Genomic DNA, 25,650 nt, shown 5'->3' with positions numbered 1-25,650 from the left:
GTGGGCGGGCGGGCCGACCGCCGGGTCGGCGCGCGCCGGCGCCTCGCGCCCCCTTCCGGCTCAGCCCAGGAACACCCGCCCGCCGGGATAGCGCACCCGCGGGGGCGCCTGGGTGGCCAGGAAGAAGCCCAGCGTCAGCGGACCGACGCGCCCCACGAACATCAGGAACACCACCGCGGCCCGGCCGAGCCCGTCGAGCTCCCCCGTGGCCCCCCGCGACAGGCCCACGGTGGCGAAGGCCGAGACCGTCTCGAAGGCCAGGTCCAGGAACTCCCCGTCGTGCATCACCGACAGCACGAAGGTCGCCCCCATCACCGTCAGCAGGCTGACCATCGCCAGCGCCAGCACCTTCATCACCTCGTCCACCCCCAGCGAGCGGCCGAAGGCGTGCAGCGTGTCGCGCCTGCGGAAGAAGGCGACGGTGGCGAGGATCAGGACGATGAAGGTGGTGACCTTGATTCCCCCCGCGGTCGAGGTCGAGCCGCCCCCGATCATCATCAGCGACATGAACATCAGCGCCGTCGAGTCGTGCAGCGCCCCGATGTCGACCGTGTTGAAGCCCGCGGTGCGGGTGGTGGCGGACTGGAACCAGCTCGCCATCAGCTTCTCCCACCAGGGCATCGGGCCGAGCGTGCCGGGGTTGGTCCACTCCAGCGCCGCGAAGGCGACCATGCCCCAGGCCAGCAGCGCGCCCGTGCCGATCAGCGTCAGCTTGGAATGCAGGCTCATCGCGCGCCAGGGCGTGCGGTTCAGGATCTCGTGCAGCACCATGTAGCCCAGCCCCCCCACGATCAGCAGGGCCGGCGTCGCGAGGTTCACCACCGGGTTCGCCGCGAAGCCCGAGAGGCTGTCGGAATAGAGCGAGAACCCCGCGTTGTTGAAGGCCGAGACCGAGTGGAAGACCGCCGACCACAGGCCCGGCCAAAGCCCCTCCGCCGGCACGAAGACCGCCGCCAGGGCGGCGGCGCCCGCGGCCTCGCAGACCAGCACCACCTTCAGGATCAGGCGCACCAGCCGGAACAGCTCGGAGATCGAGGTCTGGTTGAGGTCCTCGCGCAGGAAGCTGCGCGACGAGAACCCCATCGGCCGCCCCAGCATGGTCAGCACCAGCGCCGCGAAGGTCATCAGCCCCAGCCCGCCGAGCTGGATCAGCCCCAGGATCACCGCCTGCCCGAACAGAGTGAAGCCCGTGCCGGTGTCGACCACCGCCAGCCCCGTGACCGTGACGGCCGAGGCCGAGGTGAACAGCGCGTCCCCCCAGCCGATCGGCTCGACCGTCGCGCCCGGCAGGCTCAGCAGCCCCGCCCCCAGCGCCACCAGCGCGGCGTAGAGCAGCGCCAGCGCCGCCGGAGGGGGCAGCCGCACCCGCTTTCGGAACACCGCCTGCCCCTTCGCCATCGGCCGCTCAGAGCACGTCGCCGAAGCGGCGGAAATCCTCGCGCCGCCCCAGCAGGAGGAGCTTGTCCTCGGCCTTCAGCTCCGTCTCGGGGGAGGTGCAGGGCACGAACTCGGTCCCCCGCATCAGGCCCAGCGCGCGCAGGTCCTGGTAATCGTCGAGCTTCAGGCGATCCAGCGTCCAGCCGTCCATATCCTCGGAGGCGACGTACTCGACGACATGGAAGCCGTTCCCGAGGCTGACGTAGTCGCGCACCTGCGGATTGCGCAGCACCTGGGCGGCGTGGCGGCCGATCTCCTGCTCGGGCAGGATCACCCGGTCGGCGCCGATCTTGAGCAGGATGCGGTGGTGGGTGCGGGTCTTGGCCTTCACCCAGACCCGCTTCACCCCCAGCAGGCGCGCGTTCATGGTGGCGAGCAGGCTCGCCTCCAGGTCCTCGCCGATGCCGACGATGACGGTGGCGTAGGCGCCCACGCCGGCCTCGCGCAAGGCGTCCTCGTCGCGGGCGTCGGCGATGATCGCCTCCGACAGCTCGTCGGCCACCCGCGCCACGTGCCGCTCGTGCCGGTCGATGCCCAGCACATGCTCGCCGGCGCGGGCGAGCTCGGTCGCCACCGTGGTGCCGAACGTGCCCAGGCCGATGATCACGAACCCTTCGCCGCGGGCCATGCGCGCCCCCTTCGCCCCGTTGCTGACGCCTTCAGGGTAGGAGGCCGCCCGCCCCCGTCAACCGCGCGCCCCTCAGGCGGAGCGGAAGCGCGGCCCGTCGGGCTCGCCCACGTCCACCAGCCGCCCCTCGCGCAGCAGGCGGTTCACATGCGCCAGCGTCTCGGAGAAGGCGAAGGAGAACATGTGCTCGTCCATCTGCCGGGTGAACAGGATCGGGGTGATCTCGGCGCAGCTCAGCACCTTGTCGCGGCAGGCGTTCAGCACGATGTCGCAGCGCTCGTCATGGTGGGCGATCAGCTCGCCGATGCGCTGGTGCAGGTGGGTGATCGGCAGGTCGTGGCCCGGCAGGGTCAGCGTGCCGTCCGGGATCGCCGCGCGCAGCGAGGCGAGGCTGTCGAGATAGCGCCCCAGCGGATCCCCGTCCGGCTGCACCGAATGCACCGAGATGTTGGGCGTGATCCGCCCCAGCACCTGGTCGGCGGCGATGAAGAAAGTCTCGTCCTCGCAATGCAGCATCGCCTGGTTCCACGAGTGCCCGCCGCCGGTGTGGACCTGGAAGGTCCGCCCGCCGATCTCGAACGGCTCCCGCGGCTCCAGCGCGTGGAACGAGGACGGCAGGCCGGTGATCATCTCCAGGTACATGTGGCCGCGGCCGGTGACGGCGGCGGCGCCGCTCTCGGTCATGCCGTGGTTCTGGTAGAAGATCCGGTGGGCGTCGCCATGCACCGCGTCGTGGCCGGTGCCCAGGTAGCGGCCCATGAAATACTCGGTCTCGGTCATGTGGACCGGGATGCCGAACTTCTCCGACAGCCACCCCGCCGAACCCATGTGGTCGGGGTGGTGATGGGTCAGGATCAGCCGGGTCAGCGGACGGCCCTTCAGGGGGCCGGCGAACAGGCTCTCCCAGACCTCGCGGGTCAGGTCGTCGCCGATGCCGGTGTCGACCGCGGCCCAGCCGGCGCCGTCCTCGATCAGGTAGACGTTCACGTGGTTCAGCGCGAAGGGCAGCTTGAAGCGCAGCCACAGGAGGCCGGGGGCGACCTCGAGGACCTCGCCCGGCTTCGGCGCCTCCGGGAACGGATGCGCGGGGGCGGGCTGGGCGCGGTGGTCCTTGGGCATGAAGGTCTCCCTCAGCGTTCGTTGTGCGGCGCGGCGCGGCCCTCGCGGAGCCTGCAGCCTGCGCGCGTCGATCCGATTCGTTCGAGTCATACCATGCCGTAAGCCCGGCTGATGACCTTGTCGACCGGCCGAACGGTCAGTAACGCCGCAGCGCGGCGCCGCGGCCCCGGCCGCACGCCCCCGGGCGCCCCTGCCCAGGCCCGCCCCCCTGCGCCCCGCTCCGCGGCGTCGGCGCGGGCCGGGTCGGCGGGCGGGGGTGGGCGGGCGGGCCGTCCGCCGACCCGGCGCGCGCCGGCGGCGGGCGCGCCGCCCGCCGCTCAGGCCCGCCGGCGCATCCCGAAGGCGATGGACATGCCGGCCCAGACCGCGGCCAGACCGAACCAGGTGATCGCGTATTCCAGGTGGTCGTTGGTCAGGTTCACCGTCAGCGGCCAGGCGGCGGGCAGCGCGTCGGGGGCGGCGGCGGGGTCGGCCTCGGCCACCACCAGGATCGGCTCGGCGTCCAGCGCCTGGGCCATCGCCGGCAGGTCGCGGGCGAACCACATGTTGGCCTCGCGGTCCGGATCGGGGGTGAAGCCGTCGACCTCCTGCGGCCAGAGCAGCGCGCCCGTGACCTCGACCCCCTCGGGCAGCGTCCGCGCGGCGCCCTTTTCCGTCTCCGGCACGAAGCCGCGGTCGACCAGGATCCGCCGGCCGGCCTCGGTCTCGAAGGGGGCGACGATGCGGAAGCCGGGGCCCCAGGGCTTGCGCGAGGTCAGGACGTGGATCTCGCCGGGCCGGTAGTCGCCGGTCACGGCGACGCGCAGGTACTCGTCCCGCGCCTCCGTCGGCGCCTCGGGCAGGGCCTCGGGCGCGGCGGCGAGCCGCCCTTCCAGTTCCGCGATCAGCCCCTCCTTCCAGGCCAGGCGCTGCACCTGCCAGGTCCCCAGGGCGCAGAGGATCGCCACCCCGCCCAGGCCGATGACGAGGGCGAAGACCAGGCGGGCGCGGGGAGTGCGGGAGGACATGCAGGCTCCTGGGATCGGAGGAGGGGGCCCGCCGGCGCGGCGCCGGCGGCGGAAGGGGCGACGGGGCCCCGAACGCGGAAGGGGCGGCCGAGGCCGCCCCTTCGGGATCGTCGCGCGACGGGTCGCGGCGGGGGGCGGGACGAGCCGGCGGCTCAGGCGCCCCAGATGTAGACGGCCGCGAACAGGAACAGCCAGACCACGTCGACGAAGTGCCAGTACCAGGCCGCCGCCTCGTAGCCGATGTGCTTCTCGGCGGTGAAGTGGCCGGCGAAGGCGCGCAGCATGCAGATCGCCAGGAAGATGGTCCCGATGATCACGTGCAGGCCGTGGAAGCCGGTCGCCATGAAGAAGGTGCCGCCGTAGATGTTGCCCGAGAACGAGAACGTGGCGTGCTGGTACTCGTAGGCCTGGCAGATGGTGAACACCACGCCCAGCGCCACGGCGCCGATCAGGGCCTGGGCCATGGTCTTGCGGTCGTTGTCATGGGCGATCGCATGGTGCGCCCAGGTGGCGAAGCAGCCCGACAGCAGCAGGATCAGCGTGTTGATCAGCGGCAGGTGCCAGGGGTCGAAGGTCTCGATCCCCTGCGGCGGCCAGGTGCTGAACTCGACCGGCTGCTCGGCGCCGCCGGGGTAGAGCGCGTGCTTGAAGAAGGTCCAGAACCAGGCGGCGAAGAACATCACCTCGGAGATGATGAACATGATCACGCCGTAGCGCAGGCCCAGCTGCACCACCGGGGTGTGGTCGCCGGCCCGGCTCTCGATCACCACGTCGCGCCACCAGCCGAACATGACGTAGAGCACGCCCAGGAAGCCGATGATGAACAGCCAGGGGCCGCCGTCGTGCATCCACATCACGGCGCCGAACAGCATGACGAAGGCGCCGAGCGAGCCCAGCAGCGGCCAGGGGCTGGGGCTCAGGATGTGGTAGTCGTGGTTCTTCTCGTGGGCCATGGCGTGTCTCCCCTCGGAAAGTCGGTCCCGGCGCGCGCCGTCCTGATGCCGTCAGTTGACGTCCTGCGCAGGCGCCGGCAGCACCGCCGAGGCGTCGGTCGCCTCGGTGGTCCGGTCCTCGTCCTGGACGTCGGTTTCGTGGAACGTATAGCTCAGCGTGATCGTATGCACATGCTTCGCCTCGCGGTCCTGCACGATCTCCGGGTCCACGAAGAACGTGACCGGCATCATGATGGACTCGCCCGGCTGCAGCACCTGGTAGGTGAAGCAGAAGCAGTCGATCTTGGTGAAGTAGTAGCCCGCCGAGAAGGGCGCGACGTTGTAGGACGCCTGCCCCGCGATCGGACGGTCGCTGTTGTTGGTCGCCTCGTAGAAGGCCAGGCCCGTCTCCCCGATCCTGATCTCCATCTCCCGGGTCTCGGGCTTGAAGGTCCAGGGGAAGCCGCGCTCGACGTTGGCGTCGAAACGGACCTTGATGGTCTGGTCCAGCACGCCCTTCTCGTTCACCGCGGCGACGTTGGTCTCGCCGCCGTAGCCGGTCACCCGGCAGAACCACGAGTAGAACGGCACCGCCAGCACGGTCAGGGAGGCCATCACCGCCAGCAGCCCGAGGCAGCGCAGCGCGGTGCGCGCCTGCGGCTCGAGCCCTTTCCACCACCCGTTCATGTCAGTAGCCCTGCAGAGAGCCGATCTGGCCCTCCGACAGCTTGACGATGGTGACGGCGAAGACCAGCAGCACGAAGGCCAGCAGCGCCCCGCCCAGCGCGAAGTTGCGCCCGCGGCGGCGGCGGTGGAGCTCGTGTTCCTCCTTGGGGATCATCGGACTTCCCTTTCTCCCCTCGGCTCAGAAGAGCTGCATGGCGGCGGCGTAGTCGCCGAGCGCGGCGCGCAGCGCGGCCTCGCCCAGCAGCGCTGCGAAGGACCAGAACAGGAAGTGCAGCGAGAGGCGGAAGAACGCCTTCTCGGCCGCATACTTGTCGGCCTTCGCCTGCGCCTCGTCCCTCCGGCGGAGCCGCCAGGCCCCCGCCGCGAAGCGCGCGTTGAAGTAGAGCGCCACCGCCAGATAGAGCGGCCCGCCCGCCACCGTGAAGGCGGGGGCGATCGCCACCGGGGCGAGCAGCAGCGCGTAGATCAGGATCTGCCTGCGGGTCTCGGCGTCGCCGGCCACGTTGGGCAGCATCGGCACGTCGGCCTTCTCGTAGTCCGTCTCCGCAAAGAGCGCGAGCGCCCAGAAATGCGGCGGGGTCCACATGAAGATCAGCCCGACCATCAGCAGCGGCGCGATCCCGACCGAGCCCGTCGCCGCCGCCCAGCCGACCAGCGGCGGCAGCGCGCCGGCCAGCCCGCCGATGACGATGTTCTGCGGCGTCGAGCGCTTCAGCCACATCGAGTAGATCACGACGTAGAAGAAGATGGTGAAGGCCAGCAGCCCCCCCGCCAGCGGGTTCGTGAAGACGGCCAGCATCATCACCGACAGCACCGACAGCGCCAGGCCGAAGGCCAGCGCCTCGCCCGCGGCCATGCGGCCGTCGGGGATCGGGCGGCCCGCGGTGCGGCGCATCTTGGCGTCGATGTCGGCGTCCCACCACATGTTCAGCGCGCCCGAGGCGCCGGCCCCGACCGCGATGCACAGGATCGCGGCGAAGCCGACCACCGGGTTCAGCGACGCCGGCGCGCAGAGCATCCCCACCAGCGCCGTGAAGATCGACAGCGACATCACCCGCGGCTTCAGCAGGCTGACGTAGTCGCGGACCGACGGCTCCTTCGGCTGGCCGGAGACCGGCTCGCGGGCGGTGTCGATGATCGAGGCGTCGGTCATGGGGCGGCGTCGGCGTCCTGGCTCTCGCGCCCCGCGCGGATCGCGGCGAGGGCGGCGGTGGCGGTCGTGGGGGCGGGCGTCGGGCGCCGCGCTCCGCTCGGGCCTCCCGCTCGGGGGAGGCCGCGCCGCGGTCCGGCGAGGCGGCCCGCGGCGGAGGAGGTCGGGCGGGCGGGGCGCGGGGCCCCGTCCGCGGGTCGGATCAGTCGGCCAGCGCCGCGACCGAGACGTCGCGGGTCACGCCGGCGTACATCTCCTTCGACTCGGCCAGCCAGGTCTCGTACTCGGCCTCGGAAACGGCCTTGACCGAGATCGGCATGTAGGCGTGGTCCTTGCCGCAGAGCTCCGAGCACTGGCCGTAGTAGATGCCGGGCTCGTCGACCTGGAACCAGATCTCGTTCAGGCGGCCGGGGATGCCGTCCATCTTCACGCCGAAGGCGGGCACGGTCCAGGAGTGGATCACGTCCGAGGCGGTCACCTGCATCCGCACCACCTTGCCCACCGGGACCACCACGAAGGTGTTGGTCTGCAGGCGGTAATTCTCGCGGGTGACGCCGGCGGCCTGCATTTCGTCGCCGACGTTGGCGACCGCGGTGTCGTAGTCCTTGTAGCCGTAGCCGACCATCATCGCGTCGAAGGCGAAGTCCTCCTCGCCGTTCGGATCGGGATACTCGTAGGACCAGTACCACTGGTTGCCGGTGGCCTTGATGGTCAGGTCCGCCTCGGGGATCGTCACCTGCTTGGACAGCAGCTGCAGCGAGGGGATGGCGATCGCCACCAGGATCACGATCGGCACCACGGTCCACACCACCTCGACCAGCGAGTTGTGGGTGAAGGTCGCGGGCTTGGGGTTCGCCTTCTCGTTGAAGCGGAACACCACGAAGGCCATCAGCGCGGTGACGAACAGCACGATCACCGTGATGATCACCAGCAGGAACCCGTCCAGCCAGTGCAGGTCGGAGGCCAGCTCCGTCGCCGCATGCTGGAAGCCGGTGCCGCCGGGATGCGGGATCCCGATGATGGTGGCGGCGTCCTGCGCGAAAGCCGCGGGCGCGGCGACCGCGGCGGTCAGGCCGCTCGTCAGCCCGGACAGGATCGACGCCATCTTGCCAGCTCGCATGTCCGATCTTCCCCCTTGTTCTTCGGCGGCCGGGAAAGGCCGCTCCGGCGATCGCCGGTTCCTTGGCATGGCGGGGGCGGCATACGCCAGACCCTTCGCCTCAGGCTAGTGAATTTCGCCGCGGAAACGATCATATGCGAGACGGTTGAGCAATGCGGCGCATTGCGCCACGTGTAGGGCAGCCCGCCCTCTCAGACCCGGGCCGTTTCTCTCCGAACCGGTCCGCCCCCGCGCGAAGGAGCCCTCATGACCCGGTCCCGCGACCCGTTCCGCCCGTTCGAGACCGCCCTCGACGAAGCGGAGGCGCTCGCCATCCTGCGCGAGGCTGTCGCAGGCGCCGACGACGGCGAACTGTATCTCGAGCGTCGCCGCTCCGAGGCGCTGGCCTTCGACGACGGCCGCCTGCGCACCGCAAGCTACGACGCCGGCGAGGGATTCGGCCTGCGCGCCGTCTGCGGCGAGGCCTCGGGCTACGCCCATTCGACCGAGCTCTCCGCCGCCGCCCTGAAACGGGCCGCGCAGACCTGCCGCCTGGCCGCCCGCGACGGCGGCGGGACCGGTCCGGCCGCGCCCCCGCAGGCCACCAACCGCCGCCTCTATTCCGACGACGACCCGCTGGAGGGCCCCGACTTCCAGGCCCGCGTCACCCTCCTCTCGGAGCTCGACGCCTACGCCCGCGCGCGGGAGCCGAAGGTTGCGCAGGTCACGGTATCGTTAGCCTGCTCGATGCAGGAGATCGAGATCCTGCGCCCCGAGGGCCGCCGCGTGGCCGACGTCCGCCCGCTGGTGCGCATGAACGTCTCGGTGATCTGCGAATCGGGCGGCCGGCGCGAGAGCGGCTCCGCCGGCGGCGGCGGCCGCTTCGGCGTCGAGGCGGTGATGGACCCCGAGCACGGCAGGCGGCTCGTGGACGAGGCCACCCGCCAGGCGCTGGTCAACCTCGAGGCCGAGGACGCCCCCGCCGGCGTGATGGACGTGGCCCTCTCCTCCGGCTGGCCCGGCATCCTGCTGCACGAGGCCGTGGGCCATGGGCTGGAGGGCGATTTCAACAGGAAGAAGACTTCGGCCTTCGCGGGCCTGATGGGCCAGATGATCGCCGCGCCGGGGGTGACGGTGGTCGACGACGGCACCATCCCCGACCGCCGCGGCTCGATCACCATCGACGACGAGGGCACGCCGTCCGCGCGCAACGTGCTGATCGAGGACGGCCGCCTGGTCGGCTACATGCAGGACCGCCAGAACGCCCGCCTGATGGGCGTCGAGCCCACCGGCAACGGCCGGCGGCAGAGCTACGCCCACCCGCCGATGCCGCGGATGACCAACACGATCATGCTCGCCGGCGACGCGAGCCCGCAGGACGTGGTGGCGGGGGTCGAGGACGGCATCCACGCGGTCGCCTTTGGCGGCGGCCAGGTGGACATCACCAACGGCAAGTTCGTGTTCTCCTGCACCGAGGCCTACCGGGTGAAGAACGGCCGCGTCCTGCACCCGGTGAAGGGCGCGACGCTGATCGGCGACGGGGCGACGGCGTTGCAGAAGATCCGGGCGGTGGGGACCGACATGGCGCTCGACCCCGGCATGGGCATGTGCGGCAAGGCCGGCCAGTGGGTGCCGGTGGGCGTCGGCCAGCCGACCCTGCTGATCGGCGGCCTGACCGTCGGCGGCGCCAGGGCGGGCTGAGCCCCGCCGCGCCCGGCCCCGGCCGGGCGCGGCCGAGCCCCCCCCGGCGAAGCGCCCCGACAGGCAGGATAGGACGATTCATCCCGACCATTCGCCCCCGGTCTCCCTTCCGCAACGTTCATCTCTCTGCTAACGACTTCGCGCGGCCCGATATCGTCTGATCATCCGGCCGTCGCTGCGGAAACCGACGGGGGGATGGCCATGGCCAAGGTGAAGGTCCGGTACACGAAGGGCTGGGACATCAGCCTTCAGGAATTCATGGAAGAGCTCGGCAACATCCTGCTGGGCGACGGCACGCAGAACAGCTCTTCCAAGGTGACGATCCGCTACGACGACACGGTCACGATCCTCACCGGCTCGGGCATCAACATCAACGGCCGGGGCGCCGGGACCGTCGACACCTGGAAGACCTCGGTCGACGGGAAGCTGGCGGTGACGATCTCCAACGCCGACTTCTCCGTCCGCTCGCTGATCTCGGCGATCAAGGGCGAGGACTCGGGCTCCGACATCCGGGCGTTCGAGAAGTACTTCCTCAAGAATTTCTCCTGGAACTACGTCGGCAACGACGTGGCCGACATCGCGCGTCCCGGCGACAAGACCAGCGACGGCTACCCCGTCGACTTCGAGGGCGCCGACGTCTTCGACCTGCGCGGCGGCGCCGACAAGGTCGGCGGCGGCCGGGGGAACGACCTGCTCAAGGGCGGCGACGGCAAGGACCAGCTCTGGGGCGAGGAGGGCAAGGACAAGCTCTTCGGCCAGGCCGGCAACGACCGGCTGTGGGGCGGCGACGCCAACGACCTGCTCGACGGCGGCGCCTCCAACGACGCGCTCTGGGGCGGCGGGGGGAACGACAAGTTCCGCTTCGTGAAGGCCTTCGGCCGCGACGTGGTGAAGGACTTCGGGGACGGCGACGTGCTCGACCTGCGCAAGACCGCGGCCCCGGGCGGCTTCAACAAGCTGATGAAGTCGGCTGACGACACCCGCGCCGGGCTGGTCCTCGACCTCGACGGCGGGCGGATCCTGCTCGCCGGGGTCGAGAAGGCCGACCTCGACGCCTCCGACGTCCTGCTCTGACGCGCATGGGGGGAGGGCGGCGGCCCCGCCCTCCCCCGCCCCGGCCCTGCGCGAAAGCCGCCGCGGCGCCTCTGGCGGCGGCCGGCCGGGCGGCGTAGCCTCGCCCCCCATCGCCCAAGCGGCGCAGGAGACCGGGCATGACCCTCCCCCCACCGTCCCGCCGCGCGGGGCCCCGATCCTGAGACGCGCCCCCGTCTCCGCCCCCGCGGGAGAGGCGCCGCGGCGCGGGCCGTCGCCGGACGCCCCGCCCGGCGGCCGCGCCCGTCCCCGCGCCTTCGCGCCGGGGATCGCGCCGGGGCTGGTCTTCGCCGCCCTGTTCCCCTTCGCGCCGCTGGGCGGGCTCGCCGCGGCGGCCTACGCGCTGGCGCATCCGCCGCTGGCGGCGATCACCGGCCTCGGGCGCTGGGACGTGCACACGGCGTTCTCGGCGCTGGGGGCGGCGCTGTCGCTGTGGGTGGTGCTGGGCCCCGCGCTGGCGCTGATGCTGGCGCTGCTCCGGCTGGCGGGGCTGCGCTCCGCCCTCCTCTCCGGCCTCGCGGCCTGGCTGCTGGCCTTTCCCGGCCTGTCGCTGCTGGGCGGCGCGCTCGCCAACGGCGGCTTCGCCTGGCCCGGCATCGCCACCGAGGTCGTCGGCTGGGCGGTGGTGCTGATCGTCCCCGTGACGCTGGGCGCGATCTGGACCGCGGCCTGCGTCGCCGTCGCCTGGCGCCGGCGGCTGCGCGTCGCGCGGCGCGGGCTGGCGCCGGGAGGCGACGCGTCCTAGGCTCCGCCCCACCAAGCGAGGCGCGCGACGAGCGGAGGGGCCATGGCGAACCTGGGACTGGACTGGTGGCCGGCGGAGGCGAAACGCCCCGTCCTGAGACTCGTGGCCGGGCTGGCGCTGGCGCCGGTGCTGATCGGCGCGCTGACCGCGCCGCTGGCCTTCGTGGTGGCCGGCATGACCCTGCCCGACGGCGCCATGGTGACCCAGGCCGCGACCAACGTGGCGCTCACCGCGCTGTCGGCCTTCGTGGTGTTCTCGGCGACCTTCGGCCTGCTGGCGGTGCTGGGCCTGTGGCTCGCCCGCCGCCGCACGGCGCTGGCCTTCGCGCTTGCCGGCATCGCGGGGGGCGTGCTCTTCGCGCTCGCCTCCAGCCTCGTGTTCGGGGTGGGCCTGACGCTCGCCCAGCCGCTGATCCTGGGCGGCATGGGCGCGGCCAGCCTGCTGATCGTGCGCTGGATCGCCGGGGTGCGGGAGCTGCCGGCGGCGGCCTGAGCCGCCGGCGCCGCGCTCAGTAGCTGTATTCGCCGTAGATCTTCGAGAGGTCCCCGCCCCAGTCGCCGTGATAGCGGGCGAGCAGCTCGTCCGCCGGCGTCTGGCCGCTGTCGACCGTCTCGCGCAGCGCGTCGAGGAAATGCCCCTCGTCCGGGATCAGCCCCCCGGCGCCGGGACGCGCCCGGGCCTTGAGGCCGGCCCCGGCGATGTCGAGCACCTGCCCCGCCAGCTCTCGCATCGAGCGGCCGCGGATCTCCGCCTCCAGCCCCCGCTTGGCGGCGTCGCGGCGCAGGGCCTCGCGCTCCTCGGCGGTCCAGTCCCTGGCGAGGTCCCAGGCGGCGTCGAGCGCGCCCTGGTCGTAGAGCAGCCCCACCCACAGCGCCGGCAGGGCGCAGATGCGCCGCCACGGGCCGCCGTCGGCGCCGCGCATCTCGATGAACTTCTTGATGCGCGCCTCGGGGAAGGCGGTGGTCAGGTGGTCGGCCCAGTCCGACAGGGTCGGCGTCTCGCCCGGCAGGGCCGGCAGTTTTCCAACCAGGAAGTCGCGGAACGACTGGCCCAGGGCGTCGATGTACTTGCCGTCGCGGTAGACGAAGTACATCGGCACGTCGAGCGCGTAGTCCACCCAGCGCTCGAACCCCATCCCGTCCTCGAAGACGAAGGGCAGCATGCCGGTGCGGTCGGGATCCAGGTCCTGCCAGATGCGCGAGCGCCAGGACTTCTGGCCGTTGACCTTGCCCTCGAAGAAGGGCGAGTTGGCGAACAGCGCTGTGGCCACCGGCTGCAGCGCCAGGCCCACGCGCAGCTTCTGGACCATGTCGGCCTCGGACCCGAAGTCCAGGTTCACCTGGATCGTGCAGGTCCGGTACATCATCTGGGTGCCCCAGGGACCGATCGACTGCATGTAGCCGGTCATCAGCCGATAGCGCCCCTTGGGCATCATCGGCATCTCCTCGTGGCGCCATTCCGGAGCCGCGCCCAGGCCGATGAAGCCGGCGCCGATCTCGTCGGCGATCTCCTTCACCTCGGCCAGGTGACGGTTCGACTCGTCGCAGGTCTGGTGCAGCGTCTCCAGCGGCGCGCCCGAGAGCTCGAGCTGCCCGCCCGGCTCGAGGCTGACGTTGGCGCCGTCCTTGGTCAGGCCGATCAGATGGCCCGATTCCTCGATCGGGTCCCAGCCGAAGCGGTCGCGCAGACCCTCCAGCATCGCGCGCACCGAGGCCGCGGGACCGTCCGCCGGCGTCTCGTAGGGCAGCGGCGCATGGCTGCCGCGGACATAGCCGAATTTCTCGTGCTCGGTCCCGATGCGCCACTGGTCGGCGGGTTTGCAGCCGGAGGCGAGATATTCGGCCAGCTGCTCGCGGCGCTCGATCGGGCCGCCGCCGCTCTGAGGTATCGACATGCCCGCTCCCGGCGCCGTCTTCGCCGCGCGAACCGGCGGCCATCGGCAGACTTAGAAGGGGCGGCCTGAGGGGGCAACCCCGTTCGGACGGCTTACAGAAAACCGCGCCCGTGGACCGAGCGCCGCCAGATCGGGCGCACCCCCAGCCCGCCATGCTCGAAGGCCTTGGCGGCGCGCATCACCGAGAAGCCGGGCAGCGCGGTCAGCGCCTCGGGGATCCGGTCCGCGCCGCGGGCGCCGACCGAGATCACCACCGGCAGCCCGTCGATGGGCCGCAGCCGCCAGGCGAGGCCGGCGTTGCGCTTGAGCAGCACCGCCTCGACGGTCCACAGCTCCTCGACGCGCACCACGCCGCCCCAGAACTGCTCGTGCCCCTCGGGCGCGAGATAGGCGATCCGGCCCTCGGCGACCTCGACCACGCCCGGGCCCTCGCCCGCGCCCTTCAGGCGCCCGCGGCTGAAGGCGACGACCGCCCAGGCGGCCGCCGGCAGACCCAGCGCCGCGATGCCCCAGCCCAGCCAGCCGCCGTTCAGCCCCGCGCTCACGCCCACGCCCAGCAGCGTGACGGCCAGGGCGCCCGCGATCAGCGTCTCCGCCCAGCGCGCCAGCAGGGCGGCGCCGGAGCCGCCTCCCATTCCCGGCCAGGTTCCACCCATGCCCTCGCTCATGTCCTCGTCCCCTCGGCCATCGCTTCGCCTTCGGCCGTCCAGTCGCCCAGCACCGCCTGCCAGATCGTCAGCGCCGCCACCGCGGCGGTGTCGGCCCGCAGCACCCGCGGTCCCAGCGAGACCGCCTCCACCTGCGCGAGGCCCCTCAGCCGCGCGGATTCCGCTTCGTCGAAGCCCCCCTCGGGGCCGATCAGCACCGCCCAGGGGCCGGCCTCGCCCCCGTCGGCGGGCCTGTGCGCGGCCAGCGCCTGCGCTGCGGGGGGCGCGTCGCGCCGCTCGTCGCAGAACAGGATCCGCCGGGCGGGGTCCCAGTCGTCGAGGACCCGATCGAGGCGCTCGGCCTCCAGCAATTCGGGCACGGTGAGAAAGCCGCACTGCTCGGCGGCCTCCACCATGTGGGCGCGCAACCGGTCGGGGCGCAGGCGCTCGGCGTTGGTGCGTTTCGTGAACACCGGGCGCAGCGCGGCGCAGCCCAGCTCGCAGGCCTTCTCGACGATGAAGTCGGTGCGGGCCTTCTTCACCGGGGCGAACAGCAGCACCAGGTCGCGCGGCCGGGTCTGCGCCCGCACCCGCTCGCGGCAGGTCAGGACGCCGCCCTTGCGGGTCGCCTCGCTGACCTCGGCCAGCCACTCGCCGTCGCGGCCGTTGAACACCAGCAGCGGGTCGCCCGCCGCCAGGCGCATGACGTTGAACAGGTAATGCGCCTGCTCGCGCGCGGGTTCGATCCGCGCCTCCGGCGACAGATCGTCCGGCACGCAGAGCCTGACCTTGGCGGCCTTTTCTGCCATAAGCCCCCTCATGAACGCGCCCGACCAATCCACCGCTCCATGGGATACCCCGCCCGCGCCCGACGGTCGAGTTTCCGATTCGACCGATCGCAACTGGGTGGACCGCTTCGCCCCGGGATGGAGCCGCCCCTACCTGCGTCTCAGCCGGGCGGACCGGCCCGCGGGGACCTGGCTGCTGCTGATTCCCTGCTGGTGGAGCCTGACGCTCGCCGTGGCCGCGGACCCCGCCGGGGGGCGCCTGGAAGACCTCTGGATCGCAGGGGTTTGCGCCGTGGGCGCGTTCCTGATGCGCGGCGCGGGCTGCACCTGGAACGACGTCACCGACCGCGACATCGACGGCGGCGTGGCGCGCACCCGCTCGCGCCCCCTGCCCTCGGGCCGCGTCACCGTGAAGCAGGCCCTGGCCTGGATGGTCCTGCAGGCGGTCGTGGCCCTTTTCCTGCTGCTGACGCTGCATCCCATGGCGATCCTGCTGGGCGTGATCTCGCTGGCGCCGGTCTGCATCTACCCGTTCATGAAGCGCGTCACCTGGTGGCCGCAGGTGTTCCTCGGCCTCGCCTTCAACTGGGGCGCGCTGCTGGCCTGGACGGCGCATACCGGGACGCTGGGCTGGCCGGCGGTGCTGCTCTACCTCGCGGGCATCGCCTGGACGCTGTTCTACGACACGATCTACGCCTGCTGCGACGCCGAGGACGACGCCCTGATCGGGGTGAAGTCGACCGCGCGCCTGTTCGCCGAGTCCACCGGACGCTGGCTGTTCGGCTTCCTGGTCGCGGCGAGCCTGCTGGCCCTGGCCGCGGCGGTGCTCGCCACCGCCTGGTCGGGGATCCTGCCCATGGTCCTCGCCATCGCCGGGGTCTGGGCCTTCGCCCTGCGCCTGCACTGGCAGCTGCGCCGCTTCGACCGCACCGACGGCGGCGTCTGCCTGCGCCTGTTCCGCGACAACCGCAACGCGGGCCTGCTGATGGCCGCGGGCTTCCTCGCCGCCGCCCTGCTTTGAGGCGCCGCGTCAACGCTCCGAAAACCATTGGGAAACCGGGCGTAAATCGGCCGGCCCTATAGCTCCTCCCCGGAGCAAGCGAAGGGGAGCGGGCCATGCCGACCGCCAGCGCGTTCGACCAGCACCTGGTCGAGCTGATCAACCGGTTCCGCCTGGACCCGGCCGGGGAATACGAGCGCATCGTCGCCGACACGGGCGGGCGGAGGGCGCACGACCCCGACGTCACCGCCGCCCTGCGCTGGTTCGGCGTCGACCTGCGCACGCTGGAGCGCGAGCTCGACGCGCTCGACCCCGTGCAGCCGCTGGCCTGGAACGGGCGGCTCGCCGCCGCCGCGACCGGCCACAGCCAGGTGCTGCGCCGGGCCGACGTGCAGTCCCACCAGGTGACCTCGCGCGGCGAGGCGCCGCTGGGCGAGCGGATCCGCGACGCCGGCTACGACCCGATCCGGGCGGGCGAGAACGTCTATTCCTACGCCGAATCCGGTCGCCACGCGCATGAGGCCTTCGTGGTCGACTGGGGTCCCGCCGCGGACGGCATGCAGGCCGGCCGGGGCCACCGCGTGAACCTCGTCTACGCCGGCTTCTCCGAGGTCGGGATCGGCGCGCTGCGCCAGGACGACGCCTCGGCCTCCACCGGGCCTTGGATCGTCACCCAGAACTTCGCCGCGCGCGCCGACGCCGGCCCGTTCCTGACCGGCGTCGCCTATCGCGACCGCGACGGGGACGGCGCCTATTCGATGGGCGAGGGCATGAAGGGCCTGAAGGTCGCGGCCGAGGGGCGCGGTCAGGCCGCCTCCGCCAAGGCCGGCGGCTGGTCGCTGGAGGTCGGCGAGGGCGAGGCCGCCCTCGCCCTCTCCGGCGCCGCCGTGAAGGGCCGCATCGCCCTCTCGGTCGAGGTGGGGCGCGACAACGTCAAGCTCGACCTCGTCGACCGCGCGATGGTGGCGACCAGCGCCGACCTCGACCTGAAGCGGGGCGGTGCGGGGGCGATCGCGCTGGGGATCGGCGACGTCGACCTCTCCGGCAAGGGCGGCCGCGACCGGCTGCAGGGCAACGCCGGGCGCAACGCGCTCGACGGCGAGGGCGGGGCCGACCACCTCTCCGGCGGCGCCGGGCGCGACCGGATCGAGGGCGGGCGCGGCGACGACGTCCTCAAGGGCGGCGGCGGGGCGGACCTCTTCGTGTTCCATGCCCGCGACGGCCACGACCGCGTGCTCGACTGGGGCCCGGGCGACGCCATCGCGCTGGGCGGGCGGCTGGAGCGGTCCGACGCCGCCCTCTCCGCGTCCGGCGACGACGCGGTCCTGCGCGTCGCCGGCACGGTGGTGGTGATCGAGGACGCCGCCGGGCGCATCGACCTCGACGACCTGCTGCTGGTCTGACGCAGGCCCCGCGCGGCGCGGCCCCATCGGCCCCGGAGCGCCCCGCTCCGGGGCCTTTCCATGCGCCGCCTCCCCCGGGCGCGCCCCGGCCCCGCGCCGGGGCCTCTCGCCGGCGGCGGCGGGCGCGTCCGGGGATCGTGCAGGCGCACGCCGCGAACGGAAGACGGCCGCCTGGGTTCTCCAGGCGGCCGTCTCTCGCCGGTCCCGTTTCCCGGGCCGGATCAGGCGACCAGGAGCTCGTCGAGCTGCGGCACGGGGGCCAGTGGATCGGCGGCGTCGAAGATCGTGTCGTAGCCCATGTCCTCCAGCGCGGCGACGGTGGTCGCGGCGATGAAGTTGTCGGCGTTGACGTAGCCGGTCATGATCTCCTTGCGGAAGATCATCTCGTCCCAGTGCACGCCCGCGGTGCCCGAACCGCCGTCCATCTCCACCGGCACGCCCGAGGCGGCGCCGGGATCGACGCCGGCCGGGCCGGAGAACTCCGCCTGCCAGGCGAGGGTGGCGTTGGCGCCGGTGAAGCGGGTCTCGCCGGCGACGGTCGCGACCAGGCCCATCTCGTCCCACTGCGGGCCGAAGCCCATGGCGTGCAGGATCTCGTGGAAGGCCACGTCGTCGAGCGTGCCCGCGCCCAGCAGACGCTCCATGTCGCCGCTGTCGAACTGGACCCAGCCGCTCCACGGGATGTCGTCGGCCGCGCGGGCGCCGCTGACCGAGGCGCGGGCCACGGTGCCGTAGGCGCCGTCGATCGCATAGGACGAGAGCGTGATCCGCAGATCGTCGACCGAGCCGTAGTCGGCCACGTCGCCCGTCACCAGGGTCGAGATCATCTCGACCGCGGTCAGGATCGCGCTCTGCTGGGCCACGGTCCAGGCGCCGTTGAACACCACCTCGACGTTGTAGGCGCTGGTCACGCCCAGGTCGCCCTTGCCCGACACGTAGGTGGAATAGAGCCCCGAGGCGTCCGCGGTGTTGTAGGGACCGTCGCCCGGGTCGGTCCCGGGATCCGTGCCCGGGTCGGTTCCGGGATCGGTCCCGGGGTCCGTGCCGGGATCGGTCCCAGGATCGCCGCCGTCGCCGCCCTTCTTGCCGCCGCCCTTGCCCCTGGTCGCGCCGGCGCCGGAGTCGGTGGTCCCCCCGTCCGTGGTCCCCCCGTCGGTCGTGCCGCCGTCCGTCGTGCCGCCGCCCTTGCGGCCGCCGCGGGCCGCGGCCGCGCCGCCGTCGAGATCGTCCGGATCGAAGTCGATCCCGAGCCGGTCGAGCATCTTATCGAGCTTGGAGAGGAGCTTCTCGTGCTTGCCCTTCTCCGCCAGGCGATCGAGCTTGCGCTCCTGCCGGTCGCTCAGAAAGTCGAGCACGTCTTCGGGCAGCCTGTCGGACCAGGCCTCCGCCACGCGGTTACGCATCAGGGTCTCCGTCACGTGAAGGGGTACGCGATTCACGTGGGTGAATAGAGCCTGAGCCCATCCTGACGTCAACATGAACCATGGTTTCACATTGGTTAACAACGGAAACCATGGCCGGGCGGCGTCGCAGCGCGCGCGGTCGGCGCGGGATCAGCCGCCGGTCAGCGGCCGACCGCCTTCAGCCGCGCCTCGCGAAGGCGGGCGAAATCCTCGCCGGCGTGGTAGCTCGACCGGGTCAGGGGGGTGGCCGAGACCATCAGGAAGCCCTTGCCCCAGGCCGCGCGCTCATAGGCGGCGAACTCCGCCGGCTCGACGAACTTCGCGACCGCGTGGTGCTTGCGGGTGGGCTGCAGGTACTGGCCGATGGTCAGGAAATCCACGTCGGCCGAGCGCATGTCGTCCATCACCTGATGGACCGCCGCCCGCTCCTCGCCGAGACCGACCATGATCCCGGACTTGGTGAAGATCGTCGGGTCCAGCTCCTTCACCCGCTGCAGCAGACGCAGGGAGTGGAAGTAGCGCGCGCCGGGACGCACCTCGGGGTAGAGGCCGGGCACCGTCTCGAGGTTGTGGTTGAACACGTCGGGGCGCGCCTCGACGACCATCTCCAGCGCCTCCGGCCCGCACTTGAGGAAGTCGGGGGTCAGGATCTCGATGGTGGTGTCGGGGGCCTTGCGGCGCAGCGCGCGGATGGTGCGGGCGAAATGCTCCGCCCCGCCGTCCTCGAGGTCGTCGCGGTCGACCGAGGTGATCACCACGTGGCTCAGGCCCAGCTTCGCGACCGCATCGGCGACGCGGGCGGGCTCGAAGGCGTCCAGCGCCTCGGGGCGGCCGGTGGCGACGTTGCAGAAGGTGCAGCCGCGGGTGCAGATCTCGCCCATGATCATCATGGTGGCGTGGCCCTGCGACCAGCACTCGCCGACGTTGGGGCAGCCGGCCTCCTCGCACACGGTGGCGAGGCGGTGCTCCTTCACGATGCGCCGCGTCGCCTCGTAGCCCTCGCCGCCCGGCGCCTTCACCCGGATCCAGGAGGGCTTGCGCAGCACCGGCGCGTCGGCGCGGCCCTGCTTCTCGGGGTGGCGCTGGGCGCGGTCCTTGAGGTCGCGCGGGCGGACCAGGCGAGGCGCGGCCGCCGTCTCGGCGGCGATCTCGGCGCCGGTCTCTGCCCCGGTCTCTGCGGCGGGCGCGGGGGGGATCGTGTCGGCAGGCATGGCGGCCCTCCTTGCTCTCCCGTCACCTAGTGCAGTTTCGCCCGCCATGCAAAGCCGAACCGGCCGCCGGCAGGCGCGCGGTCACGAGGTCAGGAAGGCCGGGGCCGCCCCGCTCTCCAGCCGCACGGCCGAGAGCACGCCGGAGTAGTAGGCGCCGGTGTCCACCGCGATGCGCCCGCCGGCGTGGCCGGCCTCGTCCACCACGTAGTGCCCGTAGACCACCCACAGCCCGTCCCGGCGCGGAATCGAGAAGAATCGCGACACGCCCCAGGTCATGGTGCGGTCCGACTGCAGCTCGGGCGGGGCCTCGGGGTCGGCGCCGGCATGGGCGAACAGCACCGTGCCGAAGCGCGCCCAGGCGGGCAGCGCGCGGATCATCTCGATGTCCGGCCCCGCCACGCGCTTCAGGCGCTCGGCCACCTCGACCAGCGCTTCGCCCTCCATGGTGGGCGAGACGCCGCCGACCTCGTAGCTCATCAGGGTCTGCAGGCCGCCGTTGCGCAGCCAGCGGGCGCCGGCCTCGGCGGGCTGGTCCACGAAGGCGACCATCATCTCCTCGTGGTTGCCGCGCAGGGCCACCACCTCGGACGGGCCGCCCTGCCAGCCGCCGTAGGCGAGGATCCCCCGCAGGCGCGCCAGAACCTGGGCCGACTGCTCCCCCCGGTCGACGTAGTCGCCCATGGCGACCAGCCGCCAGGCCTCGAAGCCGCGCTCGCGCGCGTCCTCGTCGATGCGGCCCAGCAGCCGCTCGAGCAGGTCGGCGCGACCGTGCATGTCGCCGATCGCATAGGTCGGCATGTCGATGTCGAGCGGGGCGTCGAAGCCCTGGCCGCCCCTGGCCTTGCCGCCCTTCTTAGGCGCGCCCGCGGACGCGGCGTCGCCGCGGCCCAGCAGCCGCCTGAGGAATCCTGTCATCCGTCCCCCCGGTTCGTCGCCGCGCGGCGTCTGCGCCGCGCGGCGGCTTCGGTCACTCCGCCGCGGTCTTGGCGGCGTTCAGCCAGGACCAGACCCGCTGCGGGGTCAGCGGCATGTCCACATGGGTCACGCCCGCGGCCGAGACCGCATCCAGCGCCGCATTGGTCACCGCGGCCAGCGCGCCGACGGTGCCGGCCTCGCCGCAGCCCTTCATGCCGATCGCGTTCGCGGTCGAGGGCGTGCCCTCGTGGAAGAACGGCATGTCGGGCACCTCATAGGCGCGCGGCAGGGAATAATCCATGAAGGTCGCGGTCAGCAACTGGCCGCTCTCGTCATAGACCACCTGCTCGTTGATCGCCTGGCCCACGCCCTGCACCACGCCGCCGTGCACCTGGCCGATGGCCAGCACCGGGTTCATCAGCAGGCCGAAGTCGTCGACCACGGTGTATTTCACCACCTGGGTGCGGCCGGTGTCGGGGTCCACCTCGACCTCGCAGATATGGCAGCCGTTGGGGAACGAGCGGCCGGGGACGGTGTTCTCGGTCTCATGCACCAGCATCTCGAGGTTGCCGAGGCTGCGGGCCTTGGCGCCCAGCGTCTCCAGCGTGACCATGCGGTCGGTGCCGGCGACGCGGAAGGCGCCCTCCTCGAACACGAGGTCGCCGCCGGAGACCTCGAGCTCCTCCTCCGCCATCGGCCGGAACTTCTCGACCATGTCGTCGGTGGCGGCGTTGATCGCGTTGCCCTGCATGGTCACGGACCGCGAGCCGCCGGTGCCGCCGCCGGTCTTGATCAGGTCGCTGTCGCCCTGGATCACCCGGATCTTCTCATACGGCAGGCCCGAGCGCTCGTGCAGGATCTGGGCGTAGACCGTCTCGTGCCCCTGCCCATTGGACTGGGTGCCGACATAGAGGTTGTAGCCCCCGTCCTCGGCGAACTCGATCTTCGCCGTCTCGTTCTGGGCGCCGAGGATCGACTCGATGTAGGTGGCCAGCCCCCGGCCGCGCAGCATCCCGCGCTTGGCGCTCTCGGCGCGGCGCGCCTCGAACCCGTCCCAGTCGGCCTCCTTCAGGCAGCGGGTCATCACCCGGTCGAAGTCGCCCACGTCGTAGAGCTGGCCGACCAGCGTCTTGTAGGGGAACTTGTCCTTGGGGATGAAGCTCTTGCGGCGGACCTCCGCCGGCGACATCCCGAACTGGCGGGCGGCCGCGTCCATCAGGCGCTCGATCTGGTAGATCGCCTCCGGCCGGCCGGCGCCGCGGTAGGAATCCACCGGGCAGGTGTTGGTGTAGACGCCCTTCACCTCGAAGAGGCCGATCTGCACGTCATAGACGCCCGGCAGCACGTTCTTGGCGACCTCGGAGGGGATGTACTGCCCGAAGGGCGAGTTGTAGGCCCCCAGCCCCGCGATCACCGAGAAGTGGATCGCCTGCAGCTTGTGGTCCGCATCGAAGGCCCCGCGGGCGAGCGTGACGTGATCGCGGCCCATGGCGTCGGTCATCGCGCTTTCGGAGCGGTCGGCCATCCAGCGGGTCGGGCGGCCGAGCTCCTTGGCGGCCAGCGCCACGATGAAATGCTCGGGGTAGTTGAAGGCCTTCATCCCGAAGCCGCCGCCGACGTCGGGGTTGGTGATGCGCACCTGCTCGGGCGCGAGGCCGATCTTCTTGGACAGCTCCCGCTTCAGGCCCCACACGCCCTGGCCGTTGGTCGAGAGGTGCAGCTTCTGGCCGTCCCACTCCGCCCAGGCGCCGCGGGTCTCCATCGGGGTGGCGATGACGCGGTTGTTGATCAGCGGCAGCTCGACGACATGGGCGGCGCCCTCGAAGGCCTGCTTCGTGGCCTCCTCGTCGCCGAAGGCCCAGTCGAAGGCGACGTTCTTCAGGGCCACCTCGGGGTGGACCTCGGGCTGCTCCTGCGCGAGCGCGGTGTCGAAGGCGACGGGCAGCTCCTCGTAGTTCAGCTCGATCAGTTCGGCGGCGTCGCGGGCCTGGGCCTGGGTCTCGGCGACCACGGCGGCGACGGCCTCGCCGACATAGGCGACCTTGTCGGCGGCCAGGATCGGCCGGATCGGGGCCGCGCCCGGCGTGCCGTCGCGGTTCTGCACCACGCCCGCGTCCATCGAGTTGCGCAGCTTGCCCTCGAGGTCCTCGGCGGTGAACACCGCCAGCACGCCCGGCGCCTTGCGCGCCGCCTCGGCGTCGACCTGCAGCAGGCGCGCGTGCGCCACGGGCGAGCGCAGGAAATGCACCCAGGCCGCGCCCTCGGGCGCGGTGTCGTCGACATACCGGCCGCCGCCGGTCAGCAGGCGCAGGTCCTCCTTGCGGGTTACAGGCTGGGCGACGCCGAACTTCACCATGTCGATCATCCCTTGCTTCATTGCCGGCGCCGGGGGTCCGGCGGCCTGTCCCGATCCGAGAACCGATTGCGGGGGGCCGCCGCGGCGCGAGGCGAATTCCTTCGCGCCCGACCCTAGCCGCGCGGTCGGCGATGTCCATATAAAGGCGGGCCGGATTTCTCCGGCGCGTGGGAGGCATGCGGTTTCCGCCTCCCCTCGACGCCCCTCCCGCAGCGCCGTAGCGCCGCCCCGCCGCGACCCCGTCGCGCGGGCCGGCGGCGCCGCCCGGGGGCTCCGCGTGGCGCGTCCCGGCGACGGGGCGCCTCCGGCCCGACGGTGCTATGTTGCCGGGCTCCGGGAGGATCGAATCACAATGAATACGACAGACGACCGAATCGCCGAGACATTGCTCGACCTGGCCCGCAGCCGCGACGCCGATTCCAGCTTCTGCCCTTCCGACGCCGCGCGTGCGCTGAACCCCGACGACTGGCGCCCCCTGCTCGACCGCGTGCGCATGGTGGCGAGTCGCCTGCAGCGCGACGGGCTGATCTCGGTCACCCAGTCGGGCAAGGCGGTCGACGCCCTCTCCGCCAAGGGTCCGATCCGCCTCTCGCGCCCCCTGCACTGACCGCGCGACGCGCCTCTCCGGGCGCCCGCCGGCCCCAGGCCCTGCCGGGAGCGCCTGTTCTCCGGAGCCGTCCATCGCGGATGCCGATCAGAGCGACTCGCCGGGGGCGGTCAAGGATCGCGCAGCGACCGCGCGAAGCGCGGCTTGTCCTTGACCGCCCCCGGCGAGTCGCTCAGGCATCAGACGCGATGGACGGCTCCGGAGGACAGGCGCGGGCTTGTTCTTGGGTGAGTCAGGAGCCCGCCGGAGGCTCCGCCATCAGCCGATTCCTCCCGACGCTCCCACACGCGCAGCGCAGCCATGCCCGCCCGCAGGGCGCCTGTAGACTCCGAACGGGCCGCGCATCCACCGATGCGCGGCCCGTCCCGTTCTCAGATCGTTCGAGGCCTCAGCCCAGCTTCGACAGCAGCGCGTCGATCGAGGCCTTGGCGTCGCCGTAGAACATCCGCGTGTTGTCCTTGAAGAACAGCGGGTTCTCGATGCCCGAGTAGCCGGTGCCCTGCCCGCGCTTGGACACGAACACCTGCTTGGCCTTCCACACCTCCAGCACCGGCATGCCGGCGATGGGGGAGTTCGGGTCGTCCTGCGCCGCGGGGTTCACGATGTCGTTCGCCCCGATGATGATCACCACGTCCGTCTCGGGGAAGTCCTCGTTGATCTCGTCCATCTCCAGGACGATGTCGTAGGGGACCTTGGCCTCGGCCAGCAGCACGTTCATGTGCCCCGGCAGACGCCCCGCGACGGGGTGGATGGCGAAGCGGAACTCCTTGCCCGCCGCGCGCATCTTGCGGGTCAGCTCCGAGACCGACTGCTGCGCCTGCGCCACCGCCATGCCGTAGCCCGGCACCACGATGATCGAGTCCGCCTCCTCCAGCGCCGCGGCCACGCCGTCGGCGTCGATGGCGACCATCTCGCCCTCGACCTCCATCGCCGGGCCCGAGGTCCCGCCGAAGCCGCCCAGGATCACCGAGACGAAGTGCCGGTTCATCGCCTTGCACATGATGTAGCTCAGGATCGCACCGGAAGAACCGACCAGCGCGCCGACCACGATCAGCAGGTCGTTGCCGAGGCTGAAGCCGATCGCCGCCGCCGCCCACCCCGAGTAGGAGTTGAGCATCGACACGACCACCGGCATGTCGGCGCCGCCGATGCCCATGATCAGGTGGTAGCCGATGAACAGCGCGCAGATCGTCATGATCAGCAGGGGCGCCAGCCCGCCGGAGTTGAAGTACCAGATCAGCGACAGCACCGAGATCGCGGCCGCCGAGGCGTTCAGCACATGCCCGCCCGGCAGCTTCTTCGCGGCCGAGGTGACCTTCCCCGCCAGCTTGCCGTAGGCGATGACCGAGCCGGTGAAGGTGATCGCGCCGATGAACACGCCCAGGAACAGCTCGACGCGCAGGATCGCGATCTCCACCGCGTCCTTCTTGGCGAGCAGGGCCGCGAAGCCCTCCAGCCCCACGCGCGCCGCGTCGTCCATGGCCATGACCCGGCCCAGCTCGACATGGGCGTTGTAGCCCACGAAGACCGCGGCCAGACCCACCAGCGAGTGCATCGCCGCGACCAGCTGGGGCATCTCGGTCATCTGCACGCGCTTGGCGACGAAGAAGCCGATGATGCCGCCGGCCGCGATCAGGATCACCGACAGCAGCCACAGGCCCGAGCCGGGGCCCACCAGCGTGGCGGCGACGGCCAGCGCCATGCCGGCGATGCCGTACCAGACCGCGCGCTTGGCCTTCTCCTGGTTCGACAGGCCGCCCAGCGACAGGATGAAGAGAACCGCCGCGACCACATAGGCCGCGGTCGAGAATCCGTAGTCCATGCCCTCG

At 71.9% G+C, this 25,650-nt stretch carries 24 protein-coding genes; 7 read left to right on the top strand and 17 right to left on the bottom strand.

Annotation, left to right across the window (positions count from 1 at the left end; translation table 11 throughout):
• Positions 1-60: 60 nt before the first annotated feature.
• From BM064_RS21430 to coxB, 9 genes are all read right to left on the bottom strand, one after another.
• Positions 61-1,398, bottom strand: a complete 1,338-nt coding sequence (locus BM064_RS21430; RefSeq protein ID WP_092863656.1) for a TrkH family potassium uptake protein — start codon at positions 1,396-1,398, stop codon at positions 61-63.
• Positions 1,399-1,405: 7 nt separating this feature from the next.
• Positions 1,406-2,065, bottom strand: a complete 660-nt coding sequence (locus tag BM064_RS21425; RefSeq protein WP_092863653.1) for a potassium channel family protein — start codon at positions 2,063-2,065, stop codon at positions 1,406-1,408.
• Between the two features lie 72 nt (positions 2,066-2,137).
• Entirely contained in the window at positions 2,138-3,184 is a 1,047-nt protein-coding gene (locus BM064_RS21420; protein WP_092863650.1) for an MBL fold metallo-hydrolase, read from the bottom strand.
• 317 nt (positions 3,185-3,501) lie between these two features.
• Positions 3,502-4,191 carry an SURF1 family protein gene (locus tag BM064_RS21415; protein WP_092863647.1) on the bottom strand — a complete coding sequence of 230 codons (690 nt, stop codon included), beginning with the start codon at positions 4,189-4,191 and terminating at the stop codon, positions 3,502-3,504.
• Positions 4,192-4,343: 152 nt separating this feature from the next.
• Positions 4,344-5,144, bottom strand: coding sequence for a cytochrome c oxidase subunit 3 (locus BM064_RS21410; RefSeq protein WP_092863644.1), 801 nt, complete (start codon positions 5,142-5,144; stop codon positions 4,344-4,346).
• 51 nt (positions 5,145-5,195) lie between these two features.
• Positions 5,196-5,810 (bottom strand): cytochrome c oxidase assembly protein, encoded by a 615-nt coding sequence (locus BM064_RS21405; protein WP_092863642.1) that lies wholly within the window; start codon positions 5,808-5,810, stop codon positions 5,196-5,198.
• Between the two features lies 1 nt (position 5,811).
• A complete protein-coding gene (locus BM064_RS27630) occupies positions 5,812-5,964 on the bottom strand; it encodes a hypothetical protein (RefSeq protein WP_177236357.1) in 153 nt (50 codons plus the stop codon).
• 24 nt (positions 5,965-5,988) lie between these two features.
• On the bottom strand, positions 5,989-6,963 hold the full coding sequence (locus BM064_RS21400) for a heme o synthase (protein WP_092863639.1): 975 nt from the start codon (positions 6,961-6,963) through the stop codon (positions 5,989-5,991).
• A gap of 199 nt (positions 6,964-7,162) precedes the next feature.
• Positions 7,163-8,065, bottom strand: a complete 903-nt coding sequence (gene coxB / locus BM064_RS21395; RefSeq protein ID WP_245779240.1) for a cytochrome c oxidase subunit II — start codon at positions 8,063-8,065, stop codon at positions 7,163-7,165.
• A gap of 261 nt (positions 8,066-8,326) precedes the next feature.
• Between coxB and tldD the strand changes: the two genes are divergently transcribed.
• From tldD to BM064_RS21375, 4 genes are all read left to right on the top strand, one after another.
• Entirely contained in the window at positions 8,327-9,760 is a 1,434-nt protein-coding gene (gene tldD, locus BM064_RS21390) for a metalloprotease TldD (protein WP_092863633.1), read from the top strand.
• Between the two features lie 195 nt (positions 9,761-9,955).
• Positions 9,956-10,834, top strand: coding sequence for a calcium-binding protein (locus BM064_RS21385; protein WP_092863629.1), 879 nt, complete (start codon positions 9,956-9,958; stop codon positions 10,832-10,834).
• A 409-nt stretch (positions 10,835-11,243) separates the two neighbouring features.
• Positions 11,244-11,597 (top strand): hypothetical protein, encoded by a 354-nt coding sequence (locus BM064_RS21380; protein WP_092863626.1) that lies wholly within the window; start codon positions 11,244-11,246, stop codon positions 11,595-11,597.
• Between the two features lie 42 nt (positions 11,598-11,639).
• Entirely contained in the window at positions 11,640-12,089 is a 450-nt protein-coding gene (locus BM064_RS21375; RefSeq protein ID WP_092863623.1) for a hypothetical protein, read from the top strand.
• Positions 12,090-12,105: 16 nt separating this feature from the next.
• Here the strand turns inward: BM064_RS21375 and BM064_RS21370 are convergent, their stop codons facing one another.
• From BM064_RS21370 to BM064_RS21360, 3 genes are all read right to left on the bottom strand, one after another.
• The gene (locus BM064_RS21370) at positions 12,106-13,491 is read right to left on the bottom strand and encodes a glutamate--cysteine ligase (protein ID WP_092863619.1); all 1,386 of its coding nucleotides are present in this window, start codon (positions 13,489-13,491) and stop codon (positions 12,106-12,108) included.
• A gap of 92 nt (positions 13,492-13,583) precedes the next feature.
• Entirely contained in the window at positions 13,584-14,159 is a 576-nt protein-coding gene (locus BM064_RS21365; RefSeq protein WP_143103407.1) for a hypothetical protein, read from the bottom strand.
• Positions 14,156-14,947 carry a 16S rRNA (uracil(1498)-N(3))-methyltransferase gene (locus BM064_RS21360; protein ID WP_092863613.1) on the bottom strand — a complete coding sequence of 264 codons (792 nt, stop codon included), beginning with the start codon at positions 14,945-14,947 and terminating at the stop codon, positions 14,156-14,158. The genes BM064_RS21365 and BM064_RS21360 overlap by 4 nt, the downstream gene beginning before the upstream one ends.
• A 10-nt stretch (positions 14,948-14,957) precedes the next feature.
• On the opposite strand from BM064_RS21360, the gene ubiA reads away from it, so the two are divergent.
• Positions 14,958-15,947: a 4-hydroxybenzoate octaprenyltransferase gene (gene ubiA, locus BM064_RS21355; RefSeq protein ID WP_092863610.1), complete on the top strand. Its 990-nt coding sequence runs from the start codon at positions 14,958-14,960 to the stop codon at positions 15,945-15,947.
• A gap of 95 nt (positions 15,948-16,042) precedes the next feature.
• Positions 16,043-17,329 carry a CAP domain-containing protein gene (locus BM064_RS21350; protein ID WP_092863607.1) on the top strand — a complete coding sequence of 429 codons (1,287 nt, stop codon included), beginning with the start codon at positions 16,043-16,045 and terminating at the stop codon, positions 17,327-17,329.
• A gap of 221 nt (positions 17,330-17,550) precedes the next feature.
• Here BM064_RS21350 and BM064_RS27110 read toward each other — a convergent pair whose 3' ends face one another.
• The 4 genes from BM064_RS27110 to BM064_RS21330 all read right to left on the bottom strand — a co-directional run bounded on the left by BM064_RS27110 (position 17,551) and on the right by BM064_RS21330 (position 23,223).
• Positions 17,551-18,732 (bottom strand): leishmanolysin-related zinc metalloendopeptidase, encoded by a 1,182-nt coding sequence (locus BM064_RS27110; protein WP_143103406.1) that lies wholly within the window; start codon positions 18,730-18,732, stop codon positions 17,551-17,553.
• Positions 18,733-18,893: 161 nt separating this feature from the next.
• Positions 18,894-19,943 carry a lipoyl synthase gene (lipA, locus tag BM064_RS21340; RefSeq protein ID WP_092863604.1) on the bottom strand — a complete coding sequence of 350 codons (1,050 nt, stop codon included), beginning with the start codon at positions 19,941-19,943 and terminating at the stop codon, positions 18,894-18,896.
• Positions 19,944-20,024: 81 nt separating this feature from the next.
• Positions 20,025-20,858 (bottom strand): metallophosphoesterase, encoded by an 834-nt coding sequence (locus tag BM064_RS21335; RefSeq protein ID WP_092863601.1) that lies wholly within the window; start codon positions 20,856-20,858, stop codon positions 20,025-20,027.
• Between the two features lie 52 nt (positions 20,859-20,910).
• Entirely contained in the window at positions 20,911-23,223 is a 2,313-nt protein-coding gene (locus tag BM064_RS21330; RefSeq protein WP_342741387.1) for a xanthine dehydrogenase family protein molybdopterin-binding subunit, read from the bottom strand.
• Positions 23,224-23,566: 343 nt separating this feature from the next.
• On the opposite strand from BM064_RS21330, the gene BM064_RS21325 reads away from it, so the two are divergent.
• Positions 23,567-23,821 carry a DUF3253 domain-containing protein gene (locus BM064_RS21325; RefSeq protein WP_092863598.1) on the top strand — a complete coding sequence of 85 codons (255 nt, stop codon included), beginning with the start codon at positions 23,567-23,569 and terminating at the stop codon, positions 23,819-23,821.
• Between the two features lie 388 nt (positions 23,822-24,209).
• Here the strand turns inward: BM064_RS21325 and BM064_RS21320 are convergent, their stop codons facing one another.
• Positions 24,210-25,643 carry an NAD(P)(+) transhydrogenase (Re/Si-specific) subunit beta gene (locus tag BM064_RS21320; protein ID WP_092863595.1) on the bottom strand — a complete coding sequence of 478 codons (1,434 nt, stop codon included), beginning with the start codon at positions 25,641-25,643 and terminating at the stop codon, positions 24,210-24,212.
• Between the last annotated feature and the right edge of the window lie 7 nt (positions 25,644-25,650).

Source organism: Albimonas pacifica (assembly GCF_900113695.1).
Lineage (GTDB): Bacteria > Pseudomonadota > Alphaproteobacteria > Rhodobacterales > Rhodobacteraceae > Albimonas > Albimonas pacifica.
Note: the sequence above shows the minus strand (reverse complement) of the source record. Positions and strands in the feature narration are given on the sequence as shown.

Bases quoted from the DNA above. Each gene is read 5' to 3' on its own strand.
- BM064_RS21405 (WP_092863642.1), bottom strand. From the start codon at position 5,810: ATGAACGGGTGGTGGAAAGGGCTCGAGCCGCAGGCGCGCACCGCGCTG.
- BM064_RS21350 (WP_092863607.1), top strand. From the start codon at position 16,043: ATGCCGACCGCCAGCGCGTTCGACCAGCACCTGGTCGAGCTGATCAAC.
- ubiA (WP_092863610.1), top strand. From the start codon at position 14,958: ATGAACGCGCCCGACCAATCCACCGCTCCATGGGATACCCCGCCCGCG.
- BM064_RS21370 (WP_092863619.1), bottom strand. From the start codon at position 13,491: ATGTCGATACCTCAGAGCGGCGGCGGCCCGATCGAGCGCCGCGAGCAG.
- BM064_RS27110 (WP_143103406.1), bottom strand. From the start codon at position 18,732: ATGCGTAACCGCGTGGCGGAGGCCTGGTCCGACAGGCTGCCCGAAGAC.
- coxB (WP_245779240.1), bottom strand. From the start codon at position 8,065: ATGGCGTCGATCCTGTCCGGGCTGACGAGCGGCCTGACCGCCGCGGTC.
- BM064_RS21400 (WP_092863639.1), bottom strand. From the start codon at position 6,963: ATGACCGACGCCTCGATCATCGACACCGCCCGCGAGCCGGTCTCCGGC.
- BM064_RS21335 (WP_092863601.1), bottom strand. From the start codon at position 20,858: ATGACAGGATTCCTCAGGCGGCTGCTGGGCCGCGGCGACGCCGCGTCC.
- BM064_RS21320 (WP_092863595.1), bottom strand. From the start codon at position 25,643: ATGGACTACGGATTCTCGACCGCGGCCTATGTGGTCGCGGCGGTTCTC.
- BM064_RS21415 (WP_092863647.1), bottom strand. From the start codon at position 4,191: ATGTCCTCCCGCACTCCCCGCGCCCGCCTGGTCTTCGCCCTCGTCATC.
- BM064_RS21360 (WP_092863613.1), bottom strand. From the start codon at position 14,947: ATGGCAGAAAAGGCCGCCAAGGTCAGGCTCTGCGTGCCGGACGATCTG.
- lipA (WP_092863604.1), bottom strand. From the start codon at position 19,943: ATGCCTGCCGACACGATCCCCCCCGCGCCCGCCGCAGAGACCGGGGCA.
- BM064_RS21410 (WP_092863644.1), bottom strand. From the start codon at position 5,144: ATGGCCCACGAGAAGAACCACGACTACCACATCCTGAGCCCCAGCCCC.
- BM064_RS21325 (WP_092863598.1), top strand. From the start codon at position 23,567: ATGAATACGACAGACGACCGAATCGCCGAGACATTGCTCGACCTGGCC.
- BM064_RS21330 (WP_342741387.1), bottom strand. From the start codon at position 23,223: ATGATCGACATGGTGAAGTTCGGCGTCGCCCAGCCTGTAACCCGCAAG.
- tldD (WP_092863633.1), top strand. From the start codon at position 8,327: ATGACCCGGTCCCGCGACCCGTTCCGCCCGTTCGAGACCGCCCTCGAC.
- BM064_RS21375 (WP_092863623.1), top strand. From the start codon at position 11,640: ATGGCGAACCTGGGACTGGACTGGTGGCCGGCGGAGGCGAAACGCCCC.
- BM064_RS21385 (WP_092863629.1), top strand. From the start codon at position 9,956: ATGGCCATGGCCAAGGTGAAGGTCCGGTACACGAAGGGCTGGGACATC.
- BM064_RS21365 (WP_143103407.1), bottom strand. From the start codon at position 14,159: ATGAGCGAGGGCATGGGTGGAACCTGGCCGGGAATGGGAGGCGGCTCC.
- BM064_RS21430 (WP_092863656.1), bottom strand. From the start codon at position 1,398: ATGGCGAAGGGGCAGGCGGTGTTCCGAAAGCGGGTGCGGCTGCCCCCT.
- BM064_RS21425 (WP_092863653.1), bottom strand. From the start codon at position 2,065: ATGGCCCGCGGCGAAGGGTTCGTGATCATCGGCCTGGGCACGTTCGGC.
- BM064_RS21420 (WP_092863650.1), bottom strand. From the start codon at position 3,184: ATGCCCAAGGACCACCGCGCCCAGCCCGCCCCCGCGCATCCGTTCCCG.
- BM064_RS27630 (WP_177236357.1), bottom strand. From the start codon at position 5,964: ATGATCCCCAAGGAGGAACACGAGCTCCACCGCCGCCGCCGCGGGCGC.